Origin of the sequence: Rhodovulum sp. ES.010, from assembly GCF_900142935.1 — a bacterium.
GTDB lineage: Bacteria > Pseudomonadota > Alphaproteobacteria > Rhodobacterales > Rhodobacteraceae > Rhodovulum.
Genome location: NZ_FSRS01000001.1, coordinates 1,463,538 through 1,485,072, shown reverse-complemented (window position 1 = coordinate 1,485,072; position 21,535 = coordinate 1,463,538). Strand labels below are relative to the sequence as shown.

19 protein-coding genes and 1 riboswitch are annotated in these 21,535 nt (G+C 68.7%); of the genes, 12 read left to right on the top strand and 7 right to left on the bottom strand.

Translation table 11 applies throughout. The annotated features are described in order from the left end of the window. Positions 1-17 precede the first annotated feature (17 nt). A complete protein-coding gene (locus tag BUR28_RS07370) occupies positions 18-899 on the top strand; it encodes a LysR substrate-binding domain-containing protein (protein ID WP_074219536.1) in 882 nt (293 codons plus the stop codon). Between the two features lie 75 nt (positions 900-974). Here BUR28_RS07370 and BUR28_RS07365 read toward each other — a convergent pair whose 3' ends face one another. Continuing rightward, entirely contained in the window at positions 975-1,349 is a 375-nt protein-coding gene (locus BUR28_RS07365) for an OB-fold nucleic acid binding domain-containing protein (protein WP_074219535.1), read from the bottom strand. Between the two features lie 115 nt (positions 1,350-1,464). Here BUR28_RS07365 and BUR28_RS07360 point away from each other — a divergent pair, with 115 nt between their 5' ends. Together BUR28_RS07360 and BUR28_RS07355 are read left to right on the top strand one after the other, a co-directional pair. Continuing rightward, the gene (locus tag BUR28_RS07360) at positions 1,465-1,788 is read left to right on the top strand and encodes a 2Fe-2S iron-sulfur cluster-binding protein (protein WP_074219534.1); all 324 of its coding nucleotides are present in this window, start codon (positions 1,465-1,467) and stop codon (positions 1,786-1,788) included. Beyond that, the gene (locus BUR28_RS07355; protein ID WP_074219533.1) at positions 1,788-2,483 is read left to right on the top strand and encodes an FG-GAP repeat domain-containing protein; all 696 of its coding nucleotides are present in this window, start codon (positions 1,788-1,790) and stop codon (positions 2,481-2,483) included. The genes BUR28_RS07360 and BUR28_RS07355 overlap by 1 nt, the downstream gene beginning before the upstream one ends. A gap of 102 nt (positions 2,484-2,585) precedes the next feature. On the opposite strand, the gene purD is transcribed toward BUR28_RS07355, so the two are convergent. Next, positions 2,586-3,848 carry a phosphoribosylamine--glycine ligase gene (gene purD / locus BUR28_RS07350; protein ID WP_074219532.1) on the bottom strand — a complete coding sequence of 421 codons (1,263 nt, stop codon included), beginning with the start codon at positions 3,846-3,848 and terminating at the stop codon, positions 2,586-2,588. Between the two features lie 85 nt (positions 3,849-3,933). On the opposite strand from purD, the gene xseA reads away from it, so the two are divergent. Continuing rightward, on the top strand, positions 3,934-5,490 hold the full coding sequence (gene xseA, locus BUR28_RS07345) for an exodeoxyribonuclease VII large subunit (RefSeq protein WP_074219531.1): 1,557 nt from the start codon (positions 3,934-3,936) through the stop codon (positions 5,488-5,490). A gap of 65 nt (positions 5,491-5,555) precedes the next feature. Here xseA and BUR28_RS07340 read toward each other — a convergent pair whose 3' ends face one another. Beyond that, complete coding sequence (locus BUR28_RS07340; protein WP_074219530.1) at positions 5,556-5,966, bottom strand: hypothetical protein; 411 nt, start codon at positions 5,964-5,966, stop codon at positions 5,556-5,558. A gap of 1,273 nt (positions 5,967-7,239) precedes the next feature. On the opposite strand from BUR28_RS07340, the gene ftsY reads away from it, so the two are divergent. After that, entirely contained in the window at positions 7,240-8,529 is a 1,290-nt protein-coding gene (ftsY, locus tag BUR28_RS20575) for a signal recognition particle-docking protein FtsY (protein ID WP_371441614.1), read from the top strand. Positions 8,530-8,556: 27 nt separating this feature from the next. Here ftsY and BUR28_RS07325 read toward each other — a convergent pair whose 3' ends face one another. Beyond that, the gene (locus BUR28_RS07325) at positions 8,557-9,021 is read right to left on the bottom strand and encodes an MgtC/SapB family protein (protein ID WP_074219529.1); all 465 of its coding nucleotides are present in this window, start codon (positions 9,019-9,021) and stop codon (positions 8,557-8,559) included. 69 nt (positions 9,022-9,090) lie between these two features. On the opposite strand from BUR28_RS07325, the gene BUR28_RS07320 reads away from it, so the two are divergent. Then, a complete protein-coding gene (locus tag BUR28_RS07320) occupies positions 9,091-9,996 on the top strand; it encodes an EamA family transporter (protein WP_074221550.1) in 906 nt (301 codons plus the stop codon). 3 nt (positions 9,997-9,999) lie between these two features. Beyond that, a complete protein-coding gene (locus tag BUR28_RS07315) occupies positions 10,000-10,614 on the top strand; it encodes an inner membrane-spanning protein YciB (protein WP_074219528.1) in 615 nt (204 codons plus the stop codon). A gap of 9 nt (positions 10,615-10,623) precedes the next feature. Here BUR28_RS07315 and BUR28_RS07310 read toward each other — a convergent pair whose 3' ends face one another. Beyond that, the gene (locus tag BUR28_RS07310; protein ID WP_083626500.1) at positions 10,624-11,328 is read right to left on the bottom strand and encodes a glutathione S-transferase N-terminal domain-containing protein; all 705 of its coding nucleotides are present in this window, start codon (positions 11,326-11,328) and stop codon (positions 10,624-10,626) included. A 25-nt stretch (positions 11,329-11,353) separates the two neighbouring features. Continuing rightward, positions 11,354-12,256, bottom strand: coding sequence for an alpha/beta fold hydrolase (locus tag BUR28_RS07305; protein WP_254813701.1), 903 nt, complete (start codon positions 12,254-12,256; stop codon positions 11,354-11,356). Positions 12,257-12,421: 165 nt separating this feature from the next. Further along, a riboswitch (SAM riboswitch) is annotated at positions 12,422-12,500 on the top strand. A 43-nt stretch (positions 12,501-12,543) separates the two neighbouring features. On the opposite strand from BUR28_RS07305, the gene metZ reads away from it, so the two are divergent. The 3 genes from metZ (at position 12,544) to BUR28_RS07290 (ending at position 16,427) form a co-directional block, all read left to right on the top strand. Next, entirely contained in the window at positions 12,544-13,713 is a 1,170-nt protein-coding gene (metZ, locus tag BUR28_RS07300; protein WP_074219525.1) for an O-succinylhomoserine sulfhydrylase, read from the top strand. Positions 13,714-13,813: 100 nt separating this feature from the next. Then, entirely contained in the window at positions 13,814-14,917 is a 1,104-nt protein-coding gene (gene folE2 / locus BUR28_RS07295; protein ID WP_074219524.1) for a GTP cyclohydrolase FolE2, read from the top strand. 61 nt (positions 14,918-14,978) lie between these two features. Continuing rightward, positions 14,979-16,427 (top strand): TrkH family potassium uptake protein, encoded by a 1,449-nt coding sequence (locus BUR28_RS07290; RefSeq protein ID WP_074219523.1) that lies wholly within the window; start codon positions 14,979-14,981, stop codon positions 16,425-16,427. Positions 16,428-16,434: 7 nt separating this feature from the next. Here BUR28_RS07290 and BUR28_RS07285 read toward each other — a convergent pair whose 3' ends face one another. Further along, positions 16,435-18,159 (bottom strand): serine protease, encoded by a 1,725-nt coding sequence (locus BUR28_RS07285; protein ID WP_139307516.1) that lies wholly within the window; start codon positions 18,157-18,159, stop codon positions 16,435-16,437. A 181-nt stretch (positions 18,160-18,340) separates the two neighbouring features. On the opposite strand from BUR28_RS07285, the gene BUR28_RS07280 reads away from it, so the two are divergent. Together BUR28_RS07280 and glyS are read left to right on the top strand one after the other, a co-directional pair. Further along, positions 18,341-19,282 carry a glycine--tRNA ligase subunit alpha gene (locus BUR28_RS07280; protein ID WP_074219521.1) on the top strand — a complete coding sequence of 314 codons (942 nt, stop codon included), beginning with the start codon at positions 18,341-18,343 and terminating at the stop codon, positions 19,280-19,282. Positions 19,283-19,291: 9 nt separating this feature from the next. Then, entirely contained in the window at positions 19,292-21,511 is a 2,220-nt protein-coding gene (gene glyS / locus BUR28_RS07275) for a glycine--tRNA ligase subunit beta (RefSeq protein ID WP_074219520.1), read from the top strand. Positions 21,512-21,535: the final 24 nt, after the last annotated feature.

The following is a 21,535-nucleotide window of genomic DNA, read 5'->3' as shown; positions in this document are numbered from 1 at the left end:
GGGCGCATCGAGGCCCCATGAAACGCCAGCCGCCACCGCTCAACTTCATCCGCTCCTTCGAATGCGCCGCACGGCATCTCAGCTTCACCCGCGCGGCTCGGGAACTGGGTTACACCCAGGCCGCGATCAGCACCCATATCCGCGCGCTCGAAGATCATGTCGGCCGCGCCCTCTTCATCCGCCACCCGCGCAGTCTGGAGCTGACCGAGATCGGTCGGGCCTTCCTGCCGAGCCTGGGCCAGGCGCTGGACGAGATCGACCGCGCGACCGAGGCGGTGGTGACGAGCTCGCGGGCCGGGAGCGTGGTGCTCGCCTGCCCGATGAGCCTGGCCGAGAACTGGCTGCCCGCGGCCCTGGCGGGCTTCCGGGCGGAGAACCCCGAGGTCGAGGTGCTGGTGCAGGGTACGCTATGGGAACCCGGCGGCGACGGGCTCGCCGATGTCGTCATCACGCTTCGCCGCGACGACGCGGCCCCGCATGGCGCCGAGCGGCTCTGGCCCGAGGAACTGGTCCTGCTCTGCGCGCCGGGCATGGCCGCGGGGCTGACCGGGCCGGGCGATCTCGGCGGGGCGCCGCGGATCGTGATTTCCGGGCGGCAGGAGTTCTGGACGCTCATGGAGCGGGCGCTTGACCTGCCCGAAGGGACGGGGCCATCGCCGCTGCGCGCCAACGGTTGGAACGTGGCGCTGGAACTGGCCGCGGCGGGGTTGGGGGCGACGGTCGCGTTGGGGTCTCTGAGCGCGACTCACCTCGCGCGCGGCCTGCTGGTCGAGCCGTTCGGCCAGCGGCTCCGCAGCCCCTGGTCTTATTACGTCGCCACGCCCGAAACCGGCCGCCCGGCCGTGGCGGCGCGGCTCCGGGCGTATCTGCTAGACGTGGCGCGGCCCGGCCGGCCATGAGCCCTGTTGACCTAGCGTCGCGTTCCTCGTCCCGCGCGCATGCCCTCCGCGCGGCTGGAAAGGGGGGGCGGGCGGTCAGGGCTGGTCGGCCGCGCGGCAGATATCAGGCTTCAGCAACTCGTCCAGCATGTGCGAGATATCCTCGATCTCTTCGGCAACCACATGGGTCACGCCCGCCGCGCGCTGCACCTGTCCGATCACCCGCATCAGCCGCGCCGCGATCACCGCGCGGCGGAAGCGTTCGAACACCTTGGCCCAGACCACCACGTTCGCCACCCCGGTCTCGTCCTCCAGCGTGACGAAGATCACCCCCTTGGCGGTGCCCGGCCGCTGGCGCACTAGAACCAGCCCCGCCACCGCCACTCGCGCGCCCTGGGGCGGCAGGTCCAGCATCGCGTGGGGCAGGCAGGCCGGCGGCCTCGGCCAGTCGGGGGGGCGAGGTGTCTGCATAGGAACAAAGGTAGAATATCTGGGCGCCTCCGCAAGCGCTTCGCGTTTCGCTGGAAAAACCCGCGACGCTCGCCTATGTGGGGCCTCGACCCGGATCAGAGGAGGCAAGCCCGGCATGGCGAAGATCACCTATATCGAGTTCAACGGCACCGAGCATGTGGTGGAGGTCGCGAATGGCCTGACCGTAATGGAGGGCGCCCGCGACAACGGCATCCCCGGCATCGACGCCGATTGCGGCGGTGCCTGCGCCTGCTCGACCTGCCATGCCTATGCCCATCCCGACTGGGTCGATCGGCTGCCCCCCATCGAGGAGATGGAGGCCGACATGCTCGATTTCGCTTACGAAACCGACCCGAAACGCTCGCGCCTGACCTGCCAGCTCAAGGTGACCGACGCGCTGGACGGGCTGATCGTGCAGATGCCCGAAAAGCAGATCTGATGCGGGGGGCGGCCCTCCTGCTGGCCGCCCTTCTGGCCGCGCCCGCCTCGGCCGACATCGTCTCGGCGCGCTACGCCGAGCCCACGACACGCTACGACCACGGCGTCCTTGGCGACGCGGTCGAGTGGGGCGCGCTCGAGTTACGCCTCGCCGACGGCACTGCCTGGCGCATCGTCCTGCCCCGGACCCGGGTCTTCGAGGACACCGCGCCCCGCCTCGTCGACCTCGACGGCGACGGCGCGCCGGAGGTGATCGTGGTTGAAAGCCATATCGACCTCGGAGCGCGGTTGTCGGTCTACGGCGCAGATGGCCTCATTGCCGCGACCCCATTCATCGGTACCCGCCACCGCTGGCTGGCGCCTGTCGGCGCGGCCGACCTCGACGGCGATGGCCGCACCGAAATCGCCTGGATCGACCGGCCCCACCTCGCGCGCATCCTCCGGGTCTGGCGGTTACAGGACGGGCGCCTCCGCGAAATCGCCATCGCTGAGGGCCTGACAAACCACCGCGTCGGCGACGAGGTCATCTCCGGCGGGCTGCGCGACTGCGGCACGGGCGCCGAAATGGTGCTCGCCGCCCCGGATTGGTCCCGGATTCTTCTCGCACGCCTCGTCGAGGACCGCATCGAGACCCTGGCCACGACGCTGCCTGCTACGCGCGCGGGATTCCGAAAGGCGCTTGCCTGCCGATCCTGAAGGCCCGGCCGGCGGCCCTTCTTCTGGCCGAAAGCATCCTCGGGGGTTGAATTGGCCGAGAGGCCAAGAAGGGGGCAGACAGCCCCCTTTTCCCCGCGCGGTTCAAAGCGCGCGCCAGCCGATGTCGCGGCGATAGACCGCGTCCGCCCAGTCGATCCGCTCGATCATGCCATAGGCCCGCCCCTGCGCATCGTCCAGGCTTGCCCCCCGTGCGGTCACGTTCAGCACCCGTCCGCCGGCTGCCACCACCTTGCCATCGCGCTCGGCCGTCCCGGCATGGAACACCATGTGCGCGCTGTCCTCCGGCAGGGCATCGAGCCCACCGATGACCGCGCCCTTCTCGTAGGCGCCCGGATAGCCCTTGGCCGCCATAACCACCGTCATCGCGTGGTCGTCCGCCCAGTTCACCCGTGCCTCCGACAGCCGTCCCTCGGCGCAGGCCAGGAGCAGGTCCAGCACCTGCCCCCCAAGCCGCATCATCAGCACTTGGGCCTCGGGGTCGCCGAAGCGGACATTGTATTCCACCAGCCGGGGCGCGCCGCCCTCGATCATCAGACCGGCATAGAGCACCCCTCGGTAGGGGGTGCCGCGGCGGGCCATTTCTGCGACGGTGGGTTTCACGATCTCGGTCAGCACGCGGGCGCAGACCGCGTCGGTCATTACCGGCGCCGGGGAATAGGCGCCCATGCCGCCGGTATTTGGGCCCGTGTCGCCCTCGCCGATGCGCTTGTGGTCCTGCGCGGTGCCGAGGAAAAGCACCGTTTCGCCGTCGCACAGCACGAAGAACGACGCCTCCTCGCCCGCCATGAATTCCTCGATCACGACCTCGGCGCCCGCGCCGCCGAAACTGCCGCCGAACATCTCGTCGATGGCCGCCTCTGCCGCATCCACCGTTTCGGCCACGATCACGCCCTTGCCGGCGGCCAGCCCGTCGGCCTTGACCACGATAGGGGCGCCCTTGCCGCGGACATAGTCCTTTGCCGCGCCGGCCTCGGTGAAATGCGCGTAGGCGGCGGTCGGCGCGCCGCAGGCATCGCAGACCGCCTTGGTGAACGCCTTGGAACTCTCCAGCCGCGCCGCCTCTTCCGACGGGCCGAAGCACAGCATGCCCGCCGCCTTCAGCCGGTCGGCCACGCCGTTGGCCAGCGGCGCCTCGGGACCGATCACCACGAAATCGACCGCATTTTCCTCGGCGAAGGTGGCGACCGCGCCGCCATCCTCGATGTCAAGTGTCGCGCATTCCGCGATCTCGGCGATCCCGGCATTGCCCGGCGCCACGATCAGCCGGTCGCATTTGGGGTTCTGCAGGATCGCCCAGGCCAGCGCGTGCTCGCGCCCGCCGCCGCCCAGGATCAGGATGTTCATGCCGCCGCCTCTTGCTTGGCCTTCGGTGCGGCGCGTTCTAGGCTGTGGGGCGCAGCATGACAAGCGAGAGCGGAACCATGGCCCCATGTCCGACCTGATCGACGACGAGACCTCGCCCGGAAATGCGCCGGAATTCACCGTTTCGGAAATTTCCGGCGCCGTGAAGCGCACCATCGAGGGCGCGTTCTCCCACGTTCGGGTACGGGGCGAGGTGGGGCGCGTAAGCCGGCCGCGCTCGGGGCATGTCTATCTCGACCTCAAGGACGAGCGGAACGTGCTGTCCGGCGTCATCTGGAAGGGCGTGGCGGCGCGGCTGGCCCATCAGCCCGAAGAGGGGGTGGAGGTCGTGGCCACCGGCCGGCTGACGACCTTCGGCGGCCAATCTCGCTATCAGATCGTGATCGAGGACATCCAGCCGGCGGGCCTCGGCGCACTGATGGCGATGTTGGAGAAACGCAAGAAGGCGCTGGAAGCCGAGGGGCTGTTCGCGGCCGAACGCAAGCACCCGCTGCCCTATCTGCCGGAGGTGATCGGGGTGGTGACCTCGCCCTCGGGCGCGGTGATCCGCGACATCCTGCACCGGTTGCGCGACCGGTTCCCGCGCCGCGTGCTGATCTGGCCGGTCGCCGTTCAGGGCGCGGCCTGCGCGCCCGAGGTGGCGCGCGCGATCCGCGGCTTCAACGCTCTGACAGCCGGCGGCGCGATCCCACGGCCCGATCTGCTGATCGTCGCAAGGGGAGGCGGCAGCCTCGAGGATCTCTGGGGCTTCAACGAAGAGCAAGTCGTGCGCGCGGCGGCCCGGTCCGAGATCCCGCTGATCTCGGCGGTGGGTCACGAGACCGATACCACGCTGATCGATTTCGCCGCCGACCGCAGGGCGCCGACGCCCACGGCGGCGGCCGAGATGGCCGTTCCCGTGCGGCTGGACCTGCTGGCCTGGGTCGACGGGCAGGAGGCGCGGCGTTCGCGCGCGGTCGCGCGGGCGCTCGACCAGCGGCGCCAGCGCCTTGCCGACCTCGGCCGCGCGCTGCCGCGGCCGGAAAGCCTCGTGCAGTTCGCCACCCAGCGGCTCGACCGCGCGGCCGAGCGGCTGCCGGCGGCGGTCCGGGCACGGGTCAGCCGGGAACGGCTGCGCCTGTCCGAGGCGGGCGCCGCGTTGCGTCCCGTGGCGCTGCGCCGCCGGATCGCCGAGGAGAGGCGCCGCCTGGCGGAGCGCGACAGGCGGGTGCGGCCGGCGCTCGGACGGCTGATAGACAGGCGGCGCCAGCGGGTCGAAGGGCTCGCCGGCCGGCTCAGACCCGAGGCCGTGCAGCGCCAGATCGAGGCACAGAAGGATGGCCTTGAAGCGCTCGACCGGCGCCTGCGTTCCGCGCTCCGGACCGATTTCGAGCGTCGCCATGCTCGGCTCGACGCGCTGGAACGGGTCCGGCAGGGGCTGAGTTACCAGGAGACGCTGCGGCGCGGATTCGCGGTCGTGCGGGGCGACGGGCAGGTCGTCACGACCAAGTCCGCCGCCGACGCGGCGGGGGGGCTGGAAATCGAGTTCAAGGACGGACGCCTCGTGGTTGGCGGGAGCGGCGGGCGCCCGTCGAAGCGTCCGCGCAAGGCCGGCGCGCCGCCGGATCAGGGCTCGCTCTTCTGAAGGTGTCGCAAGGTCTTCTCACGGGATGCCGGGTCGCGGGCAATCGCTGCGGGCAAGGCGACGCGTCAGACGCCGACTTCGGGTCCGGTGCAAAGGAGGGGCTCGCGGCTCTGGCTGACCTCGACAAGTTCCGTCGCCGCCGGGTCATTCTCGAAACGGGCCATCAGCCCTGCGGCCGAGCGATAGAAACTCCAGCATTGCGGGTTCTCGGGTTCATGCTCGTACCGAAAGCAGATCTGGCCCTCGGCCTCGTACCAGACCCCTTCGGTGCATTCCCCGTCGAGGAACGTCCAGATCACCCGCCGGCCGCCGAGATATTGCTCGGCCCCGTAAGGCTGCCCGCCCGTGGCGTAATACAGCGTCTTGCCCGTGGCATAGCGTTCGAATTCCTCCGCGCTCATCGGTTGCGGCTCGGCCCCCTGGACGGGCGCGGCAAGAAGCGCGAGGACGGGGAGGGCGGTCAGCAGCGGATGCATGGAGGAGCCTTCGCGTCGGGGTGTTTACCAGATCTTGCCAGAGCGCGCGCGACTTGACCAGTGATCGCGGGGTGCGGCGGCGCGCGGCATGGCGGGGCGTCCGCGTCGCGGACAGGATCGGAGGCGGGCCGCCCCCTTTCAAATCGCGCCGTTTGCGCATAGGTCAAGGCGGGGTTCGGGCGGATCCCCGGCAGGAGGCGACATGGCGTTCTTCAGGAAACTCAGGGACAAGCTTCGGCGCTCGTCCTCGAAGATCGAGGACGGGCTCGAGGCGATCGTCCGGGAAGGCGGCGAGGCCGACGAGGTGGAGACCACCGAACCGGCCGCGGGCGAGACAGCCGTTGAGGCGACGACCGCGCCGCTGGTCCTTGGCGCCGACCAGGAAGTCACGCGCACGCCCGACCCGATGCCCGCGCCGCCGCGGCCGCTGCCCGGCGACGACGCCGAAGCGGGTGGGCCGGTCAGCTCGGACGCCGGCCTGCCTGCCGAGCCCGAAAGCCCCGTGGAGGCGGAGGTCCGTTCGGGTGCCGTCGCGCCCGAGGATATCACCTATCCCGAGCCGCCGACGGATGTGCCCGCACCCGCCTGGCCCGACGCCGAAGACATCGGCGAGGCAGGGCGTCCGGTTGCTGAGACGCCGATGGAGGGCCCACCGCCGGATGACGAGGAGGCGGCCTACACGGATAACGGCGTGCCCGATTTCACCCGCGCGCCAGACGACACGGCGCCCGACGCGCCCGCGGTGGCGGGCGACGAGACCGAGGGCATCGCAACCGGGGGGATACGCCTGACCGGGGCGGTGAGCGGTGCGCCCGAGGCAGCGTCCGGCGAGGCAGAGAGCCCCGAGACCGCGCCCGCAGATCAGACACCGGATGACCGGCCCGAAACCGCCCCTGCGTGGCGGACCGATGCGGAACCTGGCGCTGAAGGAACGGACACCCCGGTTGGCGCAGAGGCCGCCCCTGCGGCAACCGAGCCGCTCTTGGAATCGGCAGACGTTCCGCCAGACAGGCGGGGGGACGGCGGGACGGCGATCGATATCCCGCCGGAACCGTGGGCGGAGTCCCCGGACGTCTCCGGACTCGTGGCGGGCGAGGCGCCTGAAACCGGCGGTGCGGTCGAAGAGGCGCGGCTCGAGGGGCCGCCCGCGGATGACGAAGAAGCGGCCTACACGGCCGACGGCGTGCCCGATTTCACCCGCGCGCCAGACGACACGGCGCCCGACGCGCCTGCGGTGGCGGGCGACGAGACCGAGGGTGTCGACGCCGCAGGCTTGCGCCCAGCTGGGCCGGTGAGGGAACCGGCCCGGATCGACGCGAAGCCGCTGGCGCAGGAACCGGAACCTGAGTCCGAGCCGGAACCCGAACCGGAACCTCGACCGGTACCGGAGCCAGAGCCGGAGCCGGAACCGATCCCCCGGCCAGAGCCGACGCCGACGCCCGAGCGGGACCCCGAGCCGGCGCCGGAGCCGGTGAACGTGCCGCCGGGCCCGTCGGAGGTGCCGCCGGACCGTCCGCCGGAAACGCCCGAGCCCCCGGTCGAAACGCCGCCATCCGCGCCGGCCGAGATGCCGCCCCCCTCGGCGCCGCCGGAGATGCCCTATGACCGCGGGGCGTCGCCGCTCCAGGCTCTGGAGCAAGGCGGAGTCGAGGACGCCGAGGACGAGCAGCCGCGTCGGGGGTTCTTCGGACGGGTGCTCGGCCGCACGGTCGCGCGAAAGAGCGTGATCCGGCGCGAACTTGACGACGACATGCTGGAAAGCCTCGAAGAACTGCTGATCACTGCGGACATGGGGGTCGAGACGGCGATACGGGTCACGGCCAACATGGCCGAGGGTCGCTTCGGCAAGCGTCTGTCGGTCGACGAGATCAAGGAACTGCTGGCCCACGAGATCACCGAGATCATGGAGCCGGCCGCCCGCCCGATGCCGCTTTACCCGAAGAAGCCGCAGGTTGTGTTGGTGGTGGGCGTGAACGGGTCCGGCAAGACCACCACCATCGGCAAGCTCGCCAGCCAGTTTAACGATGCCGGCAAGTCGGTGATCATCGCCGCGGGGGACACGTTCCGCGCGGCCGCCGTCGAGCAACTGCAGGTCTGGGGCGATCGTGCGGGCGTGCCGGTGATGACCGCGGCACAGGGCGCCGACCCGGCAAGCTTGGCCTATGACGCGATGGCGCGGGCCGAGGCCGAGAGCGCGGACCTTCTGATGATCGACACCGCGGGGCGGTTGCAGAATCGGCAGGACCTGATGGCCGAACTGGAAAAGATCGTCAGGGTGATCCGCAAGCGCGACGAGACCGCGCCGCACAATACGCTGCTGGTGCTGGATGCGACCACGGGGCAGAACGCACTTTCCCAAGTCGAGATTTTCCAGAAGCTTGCGGATGTGTCGGGGCTGGTGATGACCAAGCTCGACGGCACCGCCAAGGGGGGCGTGCTGGTGGCGCTGGCCGACAAGTTCGGCCTGCCGATTCATGCCATCGGTGTTGGAGAACAGATCGACGACCTCGCCCCGTTCGAGCCGCGCGATTTCGCCAACGCGCTGGCGGGGATCGATGCGTGAGCCGGGTCGGGTCGCCCCGAAACCCGCTTATTCCAGAAACCGCAACAGACCCAGCACCACCAGCGCCACGGCCGTCGCCAGCGCGGCGAGCGGCAGATTTCCGGCCCCGCAGGCCAGCCCTATGGCGCCGGCCAGCCACATGCCCGCCCCCGTCGTGAGCCCCCTGACAGAGCCCCGGTTGACGATGATCGCGCCCGCGGCCAAGAAGGCGACGCCCGCGGTCACCGCCTCGATCAGGCGCAGCGGGTCCACGCGCAGGGCCGGCGTTTCATGGTCGAGCCCCTCCATCAACTGAAAGGCGATCAGGGTGAAGAGGCAGGCGGCCAGGGCGATCAGCATGTGGGTGCGCAGGCCGGCGGGCTTGTCACGCACCTCGCGCTCCAGCCCGATGAGGCCGCCCAGCACCGTCGCCGCCGTCAGCCGCAGAACCGCGATGGCGGCGGGCAGATCGCCGAACGGGTCGTCGAATTCCGAAAGCAGAGTCTCGAGCATGGCCTCCCCCACGTCCGAAGGCCCCATCGCTAACCCCGCGGGGCGTCGCTGTCAAAACCAGGTTTGCGCGTGACGGACTGGATCACCTCCATCGAGGGCATCGAGGCAGGCCACCGGCTGGCGCTGATCCTGGCGTTGTCGGCGGCGTTCCTGCACGCGGTCTTCGGCGCGCTGCAGAAGGGCCGGCACGATCCCTGGCTGTCGCGCGGGGCCATCGACTTCTCCTACGGCATCATGGCCGCGCCGGTCGCGCTCTTCGTGGTGCCCTGGCCCGAGCCGCATATGTGGCCGATCTTCGGCTGGGTGTTCCTGATCCACCTCGGCTACAAGATCGCGCAGGGCTACACCTATTCGATGGGCGCCTATACCGTGGTCTACCCGGTGGTCCGCGGCACCGGGCCGCTTTTTACCGTGATCGGGGCGTGGTTCCTGTTCGGTGAGGTCTTCACGCTCACCCAGTGGCTTGGCATCGCCGTGCTGCTGTCGGGCATATTCGGCCTGGCGGCCTACAACCTCGTGCACTGGCAACTGGACCGCGACACGCTGAAACCTGCTCTGGCGCTTGCGGTGCTGACGGGCGGGTTTGTCGCGCTTTACACCACTTACGACGCCTACGGCATTCGGGCGACGGCCAATCCGTTCACCTTTCTGGCCTGGTTCTTCTTCATCGACGGCTTGACCACGATGCCCTGGATCGCGCTGATGCGCTGGGCGCGGATGCCGGTGCGCCCAGCGGTCGGCCCGCTGATGGCCAGGGGTTTCGTCGGCGGCTTGGTCGCCTACATGAGTTTCGGTGCAGTGATGATGGCCACGCGGCTGGACAAGGTGGGCGAAGCGGCGGTGCTGCGCGAGACCTCGACCGTTTTCGCGGCGCTGATCGGCTGGTTGGTGCTGGGTGAGACGGTGGGGCCGCGGCGCATGGCGCTGATGGCGCTGATCGCCGCGGGAGCCGTGATCGTGGAATTCGGAGGCTGAGGCATGGCAGAGAAGACAGACATCCATCCCGGGCTGAAGCTCGGCCTTGAACTGGGCCCTGTCGCGGCATTCTTCGTGGCCTATCTTATGTTGCGCGACCGCGTGTTCACCATCGGAGGCACTGAGTATGACGGCTTCATCCTGGTCACCGCCGGGTTCATCCCGCTGATCCTGATGACGACGGCGCTTTTGTGGCGGCTCACGGGGCATGTCTCCAAGATGCAGGTGACGACCGCTGTGCTCGTGGTGATCTTTGGCGGGCTCACCGTCTGGCTGAACGATGATCGCTTCTTCAAGATGAAGCCCACGATCATCTACGCGCTCTTTGCCGGCGTCCTGGGTGCGGGGCTGCTCCGCGGCCGGTCTTACCTGCAATTCGTCATGGAAGAGGTGATGCCGCTGACGCGCGAGGGCTGGATGATCCTGACCCGACGCCTGACCGCCTTTTTCGTGGGGCTTGCGGTGCTCAACGAGGTGATCTGGCGGACGATGTCCACCGACATGTGGGTGAATTTCAAGACCTTCGGCCTGACGCTGGCGATCTTCGCTTTCTTCATGGCGCAAGGCAAGCTGTTCGAGAAGCACGGGATCGAGAAGGACGAGGACGGCGCCGCCTGAGCGCGCCTCTCACCGCCGGCCGAACAGCGTCGCCTGCGCCTTGCGGTCGGTCGTAAGGTCGCCGCGCCTGTCCTCGGCCAGTGTGCGCCCGCGCTGCACCGCCGGGCGTGCGCCCACCTCGCCCAGCCAGCGCGCCATGTGCGGCTTGTCGTCGAGCGTCTGCTGCTGCCCTTCCCAGAGCGAGGCCCAGGGCCAGATCGCCATGTCGGCGATGGAATAGAAATCGCCGGCGACGAAGCGGGTCTCGGCCAGTCGGCGATCGAGCACGCCGTAAAGCCGCGCAACCTCGTTGCGGTAGCGGTCCTTGGCGTAGGGCAGGTCCTGCGGCGGCTCGAGGGACGGCGCATATTTCAGGAAGTGATGCGCTTGGCCGGCCATCGGGCCGACGCCGCCGACCTGCCAGAACAGCCATTCCGCCACCGCGATCCTGTCGCGCTCGGTCTCGCCGTGGAACTGCCCGGTCTTCCGCGCGAGGTAGGTCAGGATCGCGCCGGACTCGAAGACCGAAACCGGCGCGCCGTCCGGTCCGTCCGGGTCGACAATGGCCGGCATCCGATTGTTCGGCGAAATCTTCAGGAACTCGGGCGCGAACTGGTCGCCGGCGCCGATGTCGATGAGGCGCACCCGGTAGGGTAGGCCCATCTCCTCGAGCGCGATGGAAATCTTCCAACCGTTCGGCGTGGGCCAATAGTAAAGCTCAATCTCCGGTTCCAGGACGCGCTCCCTTCAGGCATGCGCTTCAGGATGGAGCGTTTCCGGCAAACGGCAAGGGCAGTGGACGTTTCGGCAGGGCCAGAAGCCGCGACCAGCGGGCCGAGCGGGCCTGCGGCAGCCCGGCGCGCAGCAGCTCGAAGGGCAGGTCGCCCCGGATCAACGCCCGGTAAAGCTCCAGCATGCCGGGGCGGATATACGGGCTCCAGTGGCAGATGCGGCGGTCGGGCGGCGCGATCGCGTGGCCCATCTGGGCAAGCGCGGCCAGCGTCTCGGCATGATCGATCTGAAGATCGACCCAGCCGGTCGGAGCGTCCTCCAGCCCGTGGCCGAGAGCCCGTCCGCCACCGCGCACCGGGCCGACCAGCATTTCGAGCGCGAGATCGTAGGGATCGTTCTCGCGGCTGGTCACGTTCAGGATGCGCGCACGGCGCCCGGCGGGGGTGTCCAGAACCGCGTGCGCGCGCGGCGCGAACTCGGCCGGGGCCATCAGCACAGCGTGTCCCACTGCGCCCGCAGGCAGATCGGCGATCGCCGCCAGCGCCACCCGCGCGCCCAGCGAATGGCCGACAAGATCGACCGTGCGGTTCGGGGCGCGGGCGCGGATCTCCTCTACCAGCCGAGCCAGGGCCGCGCTTGCCTGTGCGGCCTCGTCATAGGCCCGCCAGATCGAGCCGCCCGCCTCCCAGCCAAAGGCGACGCACAGGCCCTCGGCGGGCGACTGCCCGGTGAAGCCGAGAGCGCGCGGCCAAGACACCGCCTTCCAGCTTTCCGCCTCGGGCGAGAGCGAGAGGATGTGGCGATGCGGGCTTTTTCGGTCGCGTCGCGGGCTGAAGCGGAAGCCGTGAAGCAGCACCGCGATCGGCGCCCGGCTGGGCAGGCTGGCTAGGCCCGCGTCAAGCTGTGCGTCCAGTGGCGCACTCCCGCCCACGGGACACGGACAATCGGCAACGGCGTTGACACGGACGAGGGGCATCCGGGAGCTCCCACTACATCTTGTGGTGCGCAATAGGGTAGACATACGACACAGGCATGAAGGCCCTGTTACACCTGCGTGACGCGACTTGACGGCAACAGCCGTTGCGCTTAGTTCGTTCCCAAGAGCCGTGGCGATTTGTTCACCGGATTGCGGGCCACGTTAAACATGCCGCTAAAGAGGTCTGGGTAAGCCCCCGGCGTCTTGGACGGTGGGGGCTTTCTTGTGCGCGGGAGGCGCGGATGACGGGAACGTGGAGCAAGCGGACGCAAGCGGTGCATGGGGGCGCGCGGCGCAGTCAGTACGGCGAGATGTCCGAGGCGATGTTTCTTACCCAGGGCTTCGACTACCCCTCGGCCGAGGCGGCTGAGGCCCGCTTCATCGAGGCGGGCGAGGACGAGTTCATCTATGCCCGCTATGGCAATCCGACGGTGGCGATCTTTGAGGACCGGATGGCGACGATCGAAGGGGCAGAGGCGTGTTTCGCCACCGCTTCTGGCATGGCCGCGGTCAACGGCGCGTTGATGGCGACGGTCCGGGCCGGCGACCGGGTGGTGGCCGCGCGGGCGCTGTTCGGGTCGTGCCTGTGGATCCTCGAGGAACTGATGCCGCGCATGGGCGTCGAGGTCGCCTTCGTCGACGGAACCGATCTGGACCAGTGGCGCGCCGCCGTCACACCGGGCACGCGCGCGGTCTTCTTCGAGACGGTTTCGAATCCCACGCTGGAGGTGATCGACACCGCCGCCGTGGCTGCGATCGCGCATGCGGCCGGCGCCGCGGTGATCGTCGACAACGTGTTCGCGACGCCGGTGTTCTCGGACGCCGTGGCCAAGGGCGCCGATCTCGTTGTCTACTCGACGACCAAGCATGTGGACGGCCAGGGGCGATGCCTCGGCGGTGCGATCCTCGGCCCCCGCGCAACGGTGCGGGGGCCGGTCGAAACCTACATGAAGCATACCGGCGGTGCGATCAGCCCGTTCAACGCGTGGGTGATGCTCAAGGGGCTGGAAACGCTCGACCTGCGGGTGCGCGCGCAGGCCGAAAGCGCGCGCACCATCGCCGGGGCGCTGGTGGCGGATGGCCGGCTGGACCATGTGATCTATCCGGGTCTCGCAACCCATCCGCAGCACGCGCTTTTCCCCGCCGGCGGCACGGTTCTGTCCGTCCTCGTACCGGAGGGGCAGGCGGGGGCGTTCCGCCTGCTCGACGGGCTGGAAATCTGGAAGATCTCGAACAACCTTGGCGACGCCAAGAGCATCGCGACGCACCCGGCGACGACCACCCATCAACGGCTTTCCGAAGAGCGCCGCGCGACCTTGGGTATCACCCCCGGACTGGTGCGGCTCAGCGTCGGGCTGGAGGACCCCGACGACCTGATCTCCGATCTCAGATCGGCGCTCGATTCGGTGTGATCGGGTCCGGGGCCCGGAAAATCTGTCATTTCAAGTGGACATTCTGCGCCCACCGCCCATCTTTAGCCACGGCAAGACGAGCGAAGGGGAGGTGCCTGGGATGAACGTCCACAGCCGCGAGATCGACCGCACGCCCGACCGGGATGATGCGGAGCAAGCTCTGGAGCTTTTGCGCCGGTGGGCAGAGACCGTGTCGGAGGCCGAACGCGCGACGCTTGACCCGGGCCTGGATGCGCTCCTGCCGGAGCGCCCGTCCGGCGACTACCCGGCGTTCAGCCGCGCGTATCCGCACGATTTCGAAGCCGATGCCGCCTACAAGGCAACGATGCCCGATCTGCAGAACGGCCCGGCCAGCCTGATCCGGGGGGCGAACCGGCCGATCCAGCATGTCGGCATCTCCAATTTCCGGCTGCCGATCCGATTCCACACCCGCGACAACGGCGACCTGACGCTGGAAAGTTCGGTGACCGGCACGGTCAGCCTGGAGGCGGAGAAGAAGGGCATCAACATGTCGCGCATCATGCGCAGCTTCTATGCCCATGCCGAACGCACCTTCAGCTTCGAGGTGATCGAGGCGGCGCTGGAAAGCTACAAGTCCGACCTGGAGAGCTTCGATGCGCGCATCCTGATGCGGTTTTCCTTCCCGATGCGGATGCGCTCGCTGCGGTCGGGACTTGACGGATTCCAATATTACGACTTCGCGTTGGAACTGGTCGAGCAGGGCGGAACGGTCAAGAAGATCATGCACATGGACTATGTGTACTCGTCGACCTGTCCGTGCTCGCTTGAGCTTTCCGAACATGCGCGCCGGGAGCGCGGCCAGCTTGCCACGCCGCATTCGCAGCGGTCGGTGGCGCGCATCTCGGTGGTACTGGACCGGGCGGCGTCCTGCCTGTGGTTTGAGGACCTGATCGAGATTTGCCGGGCCGCTGTGCCGACCGAGACGCAAGTGATGGTCAAGCGCGAGGACGAGCAGGCCTTTGCCGAACTCAACGCCGCCCACCCGATCTTCGTCGAGGACGCGGCGCGGCTGTTCTGCGAGGCGCTGGAGCGCGACCCTCGGATCGGCGATTTCCGGGTGATTGCCAGCCACCAGGAAAGCCTGCACAGCCACGATGCGGTGAGCGTGCTGACCGAGGGCGACACCTTCGCGACCGAAAGCCTGGACCCAAAGCTGTTCCCCTCGCTCATCCACCGGGGCTGACATCCACCGGGGCTGAGCGCCCGCTTGACAGCCGCACGCGGCCGGGACAAGCCTGCGCGCCATGTTTGACCTGCGCCCCATCGGATACGTGATCGGCCTGCTGGTCGCGATCCTAGGCGCGACGATGCTCCTGCCGATGATCTTCGATCTCGCGGCGGGGAACCCGAACTGGTCGGCCTTCCTGGAATCGTCCGTTCTCACCGGGCTCGTCGGCGGGCTGGTCGCCTTGGCCTGCGCCAATGGCGTGGACGAGCGTCTTTCATTGCAACAGACCTTCCTGCTGACATCCGGGGTATGGCTGGTGCTGCCAGTCTTCGGGGCCTTGCCCTTCGTGCTCGGCAGCCCCGAGGCCCGCCCCGTCGATGCTTTCTTCGAGGCAATGTCGGGCCTGACCACAACCGGGTCGACGGTGTTTTCCGGCCTCGATGCCATGCCCAACGGCGCGCTGCTCTGGCGGTCGATGATGCAATGGTTCGGCGGGATCGGCATCATCGTCGTCGCTATGGCCTTCCTGCCGGAACTGCGGGTCGGGGGGATGCAGATCTTCCGCTCCGAGGCGTTCGAGACCTCGGGCAAGGTGCTGCCGCGCGCCGCGCAGATCGCCTCGCAGATATCGGTGATCTACGTGGGGCTGACGCTGGCCTGCGCGCTCACCTACAGCGCGGTCGGGATGACGCCCTTCGATGCCCTGAACCATGCGCTCACCACGGTCGCCACGGGCGGCTTCTCGACCCATGACGCTTCGTTCGCCGCGTTCAAAGGGGCACCGGAATACGCCGCCGCGATCTACATGGTCCTCGCGAGCCTGCCCTTCGTCCGCTACGTCCAACTCGTCGCCGGGAGCGCGCGGCCGCTTTTCGTCGACACCCAGATATGGACCTTTCTGGCCATGCTCGCGCTGCTCGTTACGGGGATGTCGGTCTACCGGGTGCTGGTCAATGACGCCCTTTCCGAAGCCGCGTTGCGCGAGAGCGTGTTCAACGTCACCTCGATCATGTCGGGGACGGGCTATGCGAGCGCCGATTATCAACTCTGGGGGGCATTCCCCGTCGCCCTGTTCTTCTTCATCGGTCTGATCGGCGGGTGCTCGGGCTCCACGACCTGTTCGATCAAGGTCTTCCGCTACCAGATCCTGTTCTCGGCGATCCTGGTGCGGATCCGGTCGATCTATGCACCCCACGGCATGTTCCAGCCGCGCTTCAATGGCCGGCCGGTCGACGAGGACGTTCTGTCCTCCGTGATGTCCTTCTTCGTGTTCTTCGTGGTCACGCTGGGGGTGACGTCGGTGCTGTTGAGCGCGACCGGACTCGACGCCACCACGGCGCTGTCGGGGGCGGCCACGGCGCTGGGGAATATCGGGCCGGGCCTCGGCGACCAGATCGGGCCGGCCGGCAACTTCGCCGGGTTGAGCGATCCGGCGAAATGGATCCTCTGCGTGGCCATGCTGATCGGCCGGCTGGAGCTTCTGGTCGTCTTCGCGATCTTCACCGTCCGGTTCTGGCGGGTCTGACGGCGGCTCAGTTCCAGCAGGAGACCGGCACGGTCATGTCCGCGGCGCGCCGGGTCAGCTGTGCCGGGGGCATGGCGCCCTCGGTCTCGGCGGTGCGCATGTCGATCCCGGCCCCGGACAGGAACGCGCCGACGGCCGTCACGTCGGCGGCGTAGCGCACGCTGTGGGGCAATTGCCGCGGGCCCTCGTCGGGGGCCAGCAGCACGCCGAGCACCCCGCCTGCACCATCCATCACCGGGCCTCCGGTGTCGCCCGGGAGCGCCTCGATCTCGAGCCGCGCGACATTCTGCTCGCCGTCGAGCCCCTTGAGGTCGGCGAGCGTGCCATGGGTCAGCACCGGGAGGTCCAGCACCTCGCCATAGGAGAAGCCCGCCACCGCGACGTCGGAGCGCAGCCGCGGCACCCGCGACTGGAAGCGGGCGAACTCGATCGGCGCGAGCGTGATCGCCGGGGTCAGGACGGCCAGGCCCAGCGCCGGGTCCCGCGCGGCCAGCGTCACCTCGACATCGTGGCCGATGGTGATGCGCTGGCAATCGGTCAGGCCGGTCTCGGTCGTCAGCACTGCCCCCGCCGCGTCGACGAAGAAGCCCGAATGGGTGGTTTCCGGCTGGCGGATTTCCAACCCCGACAGCATGTTGGCGCGCTGTTCGTCGGTGGCCTCGCCCAGCGTCTCGTCCAGCGCGGCGTTGGGCACCGACTCCAGGCTGTCGCGCATCATCATCGCCGCGCGCATCATCAGCTTTTCGTCCTCATCCGCCGGCCAGACCAAAGTGAAGCCCTTGATCGCGCCCGCGACCAGGCGGGCATGGGTGTAGGACTGGATCCGGGCGTTCCGCCCCGCCAGCGTGAAGGACCGCGCATCACGCTCGCGCGTGCCGTTGAGCGGCACGATCTCCAGCGTCTGCATGATGTCGTAGAGGCCGTACAATGTCGCCTGATCGCCCCGCTGGCTGATCAGAAGAGTGCGCACGCCGCTGTCGCCCCGCGCCTCGTAATGGACGAAGGGCGGTTCATACCGGTCGAATGCCACGAGTCCGAGCGGCATCTTGATGCGGATGCCGGCCTTGCGCTCCTCGATCGCCTGCATGCCCAACCGCCCGATCTCGGCCCGGTACGCGGCGAGAAGCTCGGCGCGCTGGCGGGTGGTCAGGATGCCGGTCGGCTCGTAGCCCTGTGCGGCCTGCCACTCGGCCATCGCCCGCCGCGTGCCGGGCCCGAAGGCGGCGTCGATCGCTTGCGTGTAATGGCCCTCCCACTGCAGCGCGGTCTGCAACAGCGCGCGTGCCTTGCGGTCGAGGGCGCGCTCCGAACGGCGCGCTTCGGCGGCTGTTTCCTCGACCGGTGCGGGCGGCGCGGCGGCCGTCTCCTCCGCGCCAGGCTCCGGGACCTCGGGCGCGGGCGTCATCGCCGCGGCACCGGCCGGCCAGACCCGCTCGCGGAAATCGGCGCCGTCCGAGACGAAGCTGTCGCCCGGGATCAATCGCTCGCCCCGCATCCGCCGGAGCGCCGCCTGCGCCTCGTCGTCGCCATAAGGCCCGATCGCGATGGAATACCAGCCCGACGCGATCCGGTAGGCGCCCACGTTGGGAAACACCCCGGCATAGGCGCGGGCGCGCGCCTCGGCTTCGGCCAGCGTCGGGTGCGCCTCGATCTGGACCCAGGCCCGGTCCTGCGCCCGCGCGGGCACAAGCGCGGCCAGCATCAGCAAGAGAACAGTCGCGAATATCTTCATAAGTCCCGGAAACTCCATCAATCCTCGAGTCCGGCCAGCGGGCCGAATCGCCTTGACGACCCTAGCAAAGCCGCCCGTCAATGCACGCCAAACCTCCGCGAGCGGATGACGTTGATTGACCCTGTTGCATGGCTTGCCTATTGAGACTGCGTTTCCCACCCGCAAGAAGGGCAGGCGCGCCATGACCGAGGGCAGACCCCGCTGTTTCCAGGAGGTGATCCTGCGGCTCCAGACATACTGGGCCGGGCAGGGCTGCGCCGTTCTGCAGCCCTATGACATGGAGGTGGGTGCGGGCACCTTCCACCCCGCCACGACGCTGCGCGCGCTGGGCTCGCGGCCCTGGGCGGCGGCCTATGTCCAGCCCTCGCGGCGACCGACCGACGGGCGCTATGGCGAGAACCCGAACCGGCTTCAGCACTACTACCAGTTCCAGGTGCTGATCAAACCCAGCCCCCCTGATCTCCAGGAGCTCTATCTCGGATCGCTCGCCGCCATCGGCATCGATTTCGATTACCACGACATCCGGTTCGTCGAGGACGACTGGGAAAGCCCGACGCTCGGCGCCTGGGGCCTTGGTTGGGAAGTCTGGTGCGACGGGATGGAGGTCAGCCAGTTCACCTATTTCCAGCAGGTCGGCGGGCATGACTGCCATCCGGTCTCGGGCGAGCTGACCTATGGGCTGGAACGGCTGGCGATGTACGTGCTCGGTATCGATCACGTGATGGAGATGCCCTACAATGCCCCCGACGCGCCGGTCCCGCTGAAATACGGGGATGTTTTCCGGCAGACGGAAGAAGAATACTCGCGGTTCAACTTCGACGTGGCCGACACCGCGAAACTGCTGGAGTTCTTCGAGGCGGCCGAGGCGGAATGCCTGCGCATCCTCGACCACCCGCAGGAGGACCCGCGCTCGGGAAAGCGGATCATCATGGTACATCCCGCTTACGACCAGTGCATCAAGGCCAGCCATTTCTTCAACCTGCTCGACGCGCGCGGCGTGATCTCGCCGACCGAGCGGCAGGCCTATATCGGACGGGTGCGGGCGCTGGCCAAGGCCTGCGCGGACGCCTTCGTCGAAACCAATGCAGGCGGCTGGACGGCCAATGCCGCGGCCGCGCAATAGGGACACCGCATGCCCGACCTCCTGATCGAGCTCTTCTCCGAGGAAATCCCCGCGCGGATGCAGGCCGGCGCCCGCGAGGCGTTGAAGAAACACATGACCGACGGGCTGGTCGAGGCGGGGCTGACCTATGCCCATGCCCGCGCCTGGTCCACGCCCCGGCGCCTGGTGCTGGCCGTCGAGGGGCTGTCCGCACGCAGCCCGGATGTGCGCGAGGACCGGAAGGGGCCCCGGGTTGACGCGCCCGAGAAGGCGCTGGATGGCTTCCTGCGGTCCACGGGTCTCACCCGCGACCAGCTTCAGGCGCGCGACGACAAGAAGGGCCAGGTCTGGTTCGCCACGATCGAGAAGCCGGGCCGCCCGGCGGCCGAGATCGTGGCCGAGGTGCTGGATGGGCTGATCCGCGACTTCCCTTGGCCGAAATCCATGCGATGGGGCGCGGGCAGCTTGCGCTGGGTGCGCCCGCTGCATTCCATCCTCTGCATTCTCAGCGAAGAGTCGGGGGCCGAGGTCGTGCCGCTGGAGATCGACGGCCTGCGCGCCGGCGACACCGTCCGCGGCCACCGCTTCATGGCGCCCGATCCGTTTTCCGTAACCGGGGTGGAGGATTACCAGGCGAAGCTCAAGCGGGCCAAGGTCATGCTCGACCACGAGGAACGGGCCGAACATATCTGGCACGACGCGACCAATGCCGCCTTCGCCAGCGGGCTGGAGGTGGTCGAGGACCGGGGCCTGCTGACCGAGGTCGCGGGGCTGGTGGAATGGCCTATCGTGCTGATGGGCGAGATCCGCGAGGATTTTCTCGACCTGCCGCCCGAGGTGCTGCAGACCTCGATGAAGGAGCACCAGAAGTTCTTTTCGGTGTGCGACCCTAAGACGGGCCGGATCGTGCGCTTCGTGACGGTCGCCAACCGCGAAACGGCCAATCATGGTGACACGATCCTGAAGGGGAACGCGAAAGTGCTCTCCGCACGGCTTTCGGACGCGGTCTTCTTCTGGGAGAACGACCTTGCCGTGGCGCGGGATGGCATGGAGAAATGGCGCGCGGCGCTGGAGCACGTCACCTTCCACAGCGAATTGGGCAGCCAGGCGGACCGCATCGCGCGCATCGCCGTGATCGCGCGCGAGATCGCGCCGCAACTGGGCGCGGACCCGAAACTCGCCAAGCAGGCGGCGCAGGTCGCCAAGCGCGATCTGGCCTCCGAGATGGTCTACGAATTCCCCGAGTTGCAGGGCGTCATGGGCCGCTATTACGCCGAGGCTGCGGGCCTGCCCGCCGAGGTCGCTGCCGCCTGCCCGGAGCATTACGCGCCGCTCGGCCCCTCCGACGCGGTGCCGAGTGCGCCCGTGTCGGTGGCCGTGGCGCTGGCCGACAAGCTCGACATGCTGACCGGCTTCTGGTCGATCGACGAGAAACCGACCGGGTCCAAGGACCCGTTCGCATTGCGCCGCGCGGCGCTGGGGGTGATCCGGCTTGTGCTGGCGAACGGGCTCAGGCTGCACCTGGATCGGATCATCGATGCCGGGCTGCTGCGCCACGAGATTGAGGTCCATGGCGAGGAGCAGGCCGCGTTGCGCGACGAGCTACTGGCCCAGATCGCTCGGCACGGTGTGTTCGGGGCCGCCGTGCGCACGGCGCTGGACCGGGTAGGGGGCGACGGCCCGACCTGGATTGCCAGGATCGTGGATCGCCGGCCCGATGCAAGCGACGACCTGCTTGCCTTTCTGCACGACCGGCTCAAGGTCCACCTGCGCGCCGCGGGCGTCCGCCACGACGTGATCGACGCCTGCCTTGCCATGCCGAACGCCGACGACCTGACCCTGCTGGTCAAGCGGGCCGAGGCGCTGAATGCGATGCTGGCGACCGAGGAGGGCGAGAACCTCGTTTTGGGTTTCCGCCGGGCCCACAACATCCTGGTGCAGGCCGAGGAAAAGGACGGTGTCGAATACCGCTTCGGTCCCGATCCAAAATTCGCCGAGGACCCGACCGAGATCGCGCTCTTTGCCGCGCTCGACACCGCGGGAGCCGCGATCGGGCCGGCGCTTGAGGCCGAGGATTTCACCACGGCGATGGAGGCGATGGCTGCGCTGCGCGGGCCGATCGACGCCTTCTTCGACACGGTGCAGATCAACACCGACAACGAGATCGTCCGCCGCAACCGGCTGAACCTGTTGCACCGCATCTCCGAGACCTGCCTGTCGGTCGCCGACCTGACCCGGATCGAGGGCTAGGGCGACGGGGCCGCCGCTCTTGCC

Excerpts from the sequence above, each read along its gene's own strand:
- folE2 (WP_074219524.1), top strand. The coding sequence starts at position 13,814 with ATGAACGTCCACAGCCGCGAGATCGACCGCACGCCCGACCGGGATGAT.
- purD (WP_074219532.1), bottom strand. The coding sequence starts at position 3,848 with ATGAACATCCTGATCCTGGGCGGCGGCGGGCGCGAGCACGCGCTGGCC.
- BUR28_RS07285 (WP_139307516.1), bottom strand. The coding sequence starts at position 18,159 with ATGAAGATATTCGCGACTGTTCTCTTGCTGATGCTGGCCGCGCTTGTG.
- BUR28_RS07365 (WP_074219535.1), bottom strand. The coding sequence starts at position 1,349 with ATGCAGACACCTCGCCCCCCCGACTGGCCGAGGCCGCCGGCCTGCCTG.
- xseA (WP_074219531.1), top strand. The coding sequence starts at position 3,934 with ATGTCCGACCTGATCGACGACGAGACCTCGCCCGGAAATGCGCCGGAA.
- BUR28_RS07290 (WP_074219523.1), top strand. The coding sequence starts at position 14,979 with ATGTTTGACCTGCGCCCCATCGGATACGTGATCGGCCTGCTGGTCGCG.
- glyS (WP_074219520.1), top strand. The coding sequence starts at position 19,292 with ATGCCCGACCTCCTGATCGAGCTCTTCTCCGAGGAAATCCCCGCGCGG.
- BUR28_RS07280 (WP_074219521.1), top strand. The coding sequence starts at position 18,341 with ATGACCGAGGGCAGACCCCGCTGTTTCCAGGAGGTGATCCTGCGGCTC.
- BUR28_RS07315 (WP_074219528.1), top strand. The coding sequence starts at position 10,000 with ATGGCAGAGAAGACAGACATCCATCCCGGGCTGAAGCTCGGCCTTGAA.
- metZ (WP_074219525.1), top strand. The coding sequence starts at position 12,544 with ATGACGGGAACGTGGAGCAAGCGGACGCAAGCGGTGCATGGGGGCGCG.
- BUR28_RS07325 (WP_074219529.1), bottom strand. The coding sequence starts at position 9,021 with ATGCTCGAGACTCTGCTTTCGGAATTCGACGACCCGTTCGGCGATCTG.
- BUR28_RS07355 (WP_074219533.1), top strand. The coding sequence starts at position 1,788 with ATGCGGGGGGCGGCCCTCCTGCTGGCCGCCCTTCTGGCCGCGCCCGCC.
- BUR28_RS07360 (WP_074219534.1), top strand. The coding sequence starts at position 1,465 with ATGGCGAAGATCACCTATATCGAGTTCAACGGCACCGAGCATGTGGTG.
- BUR28_RS07340 (WP_074219530.1), bottom strand. The coding sequence starts at position 5,966 with ATGCATCCGCTGCTGACCGCCCTCCCCGTCCTCGCGCTTCTTGCCGCG.
- BUR28_RS07370 (WP_074219536.1), top strand. The coding sequence starts at position 18 with ATGAAACGCCAGCCGCCACCGCTCAACTTCATCCGCTCCTTCGAATGC.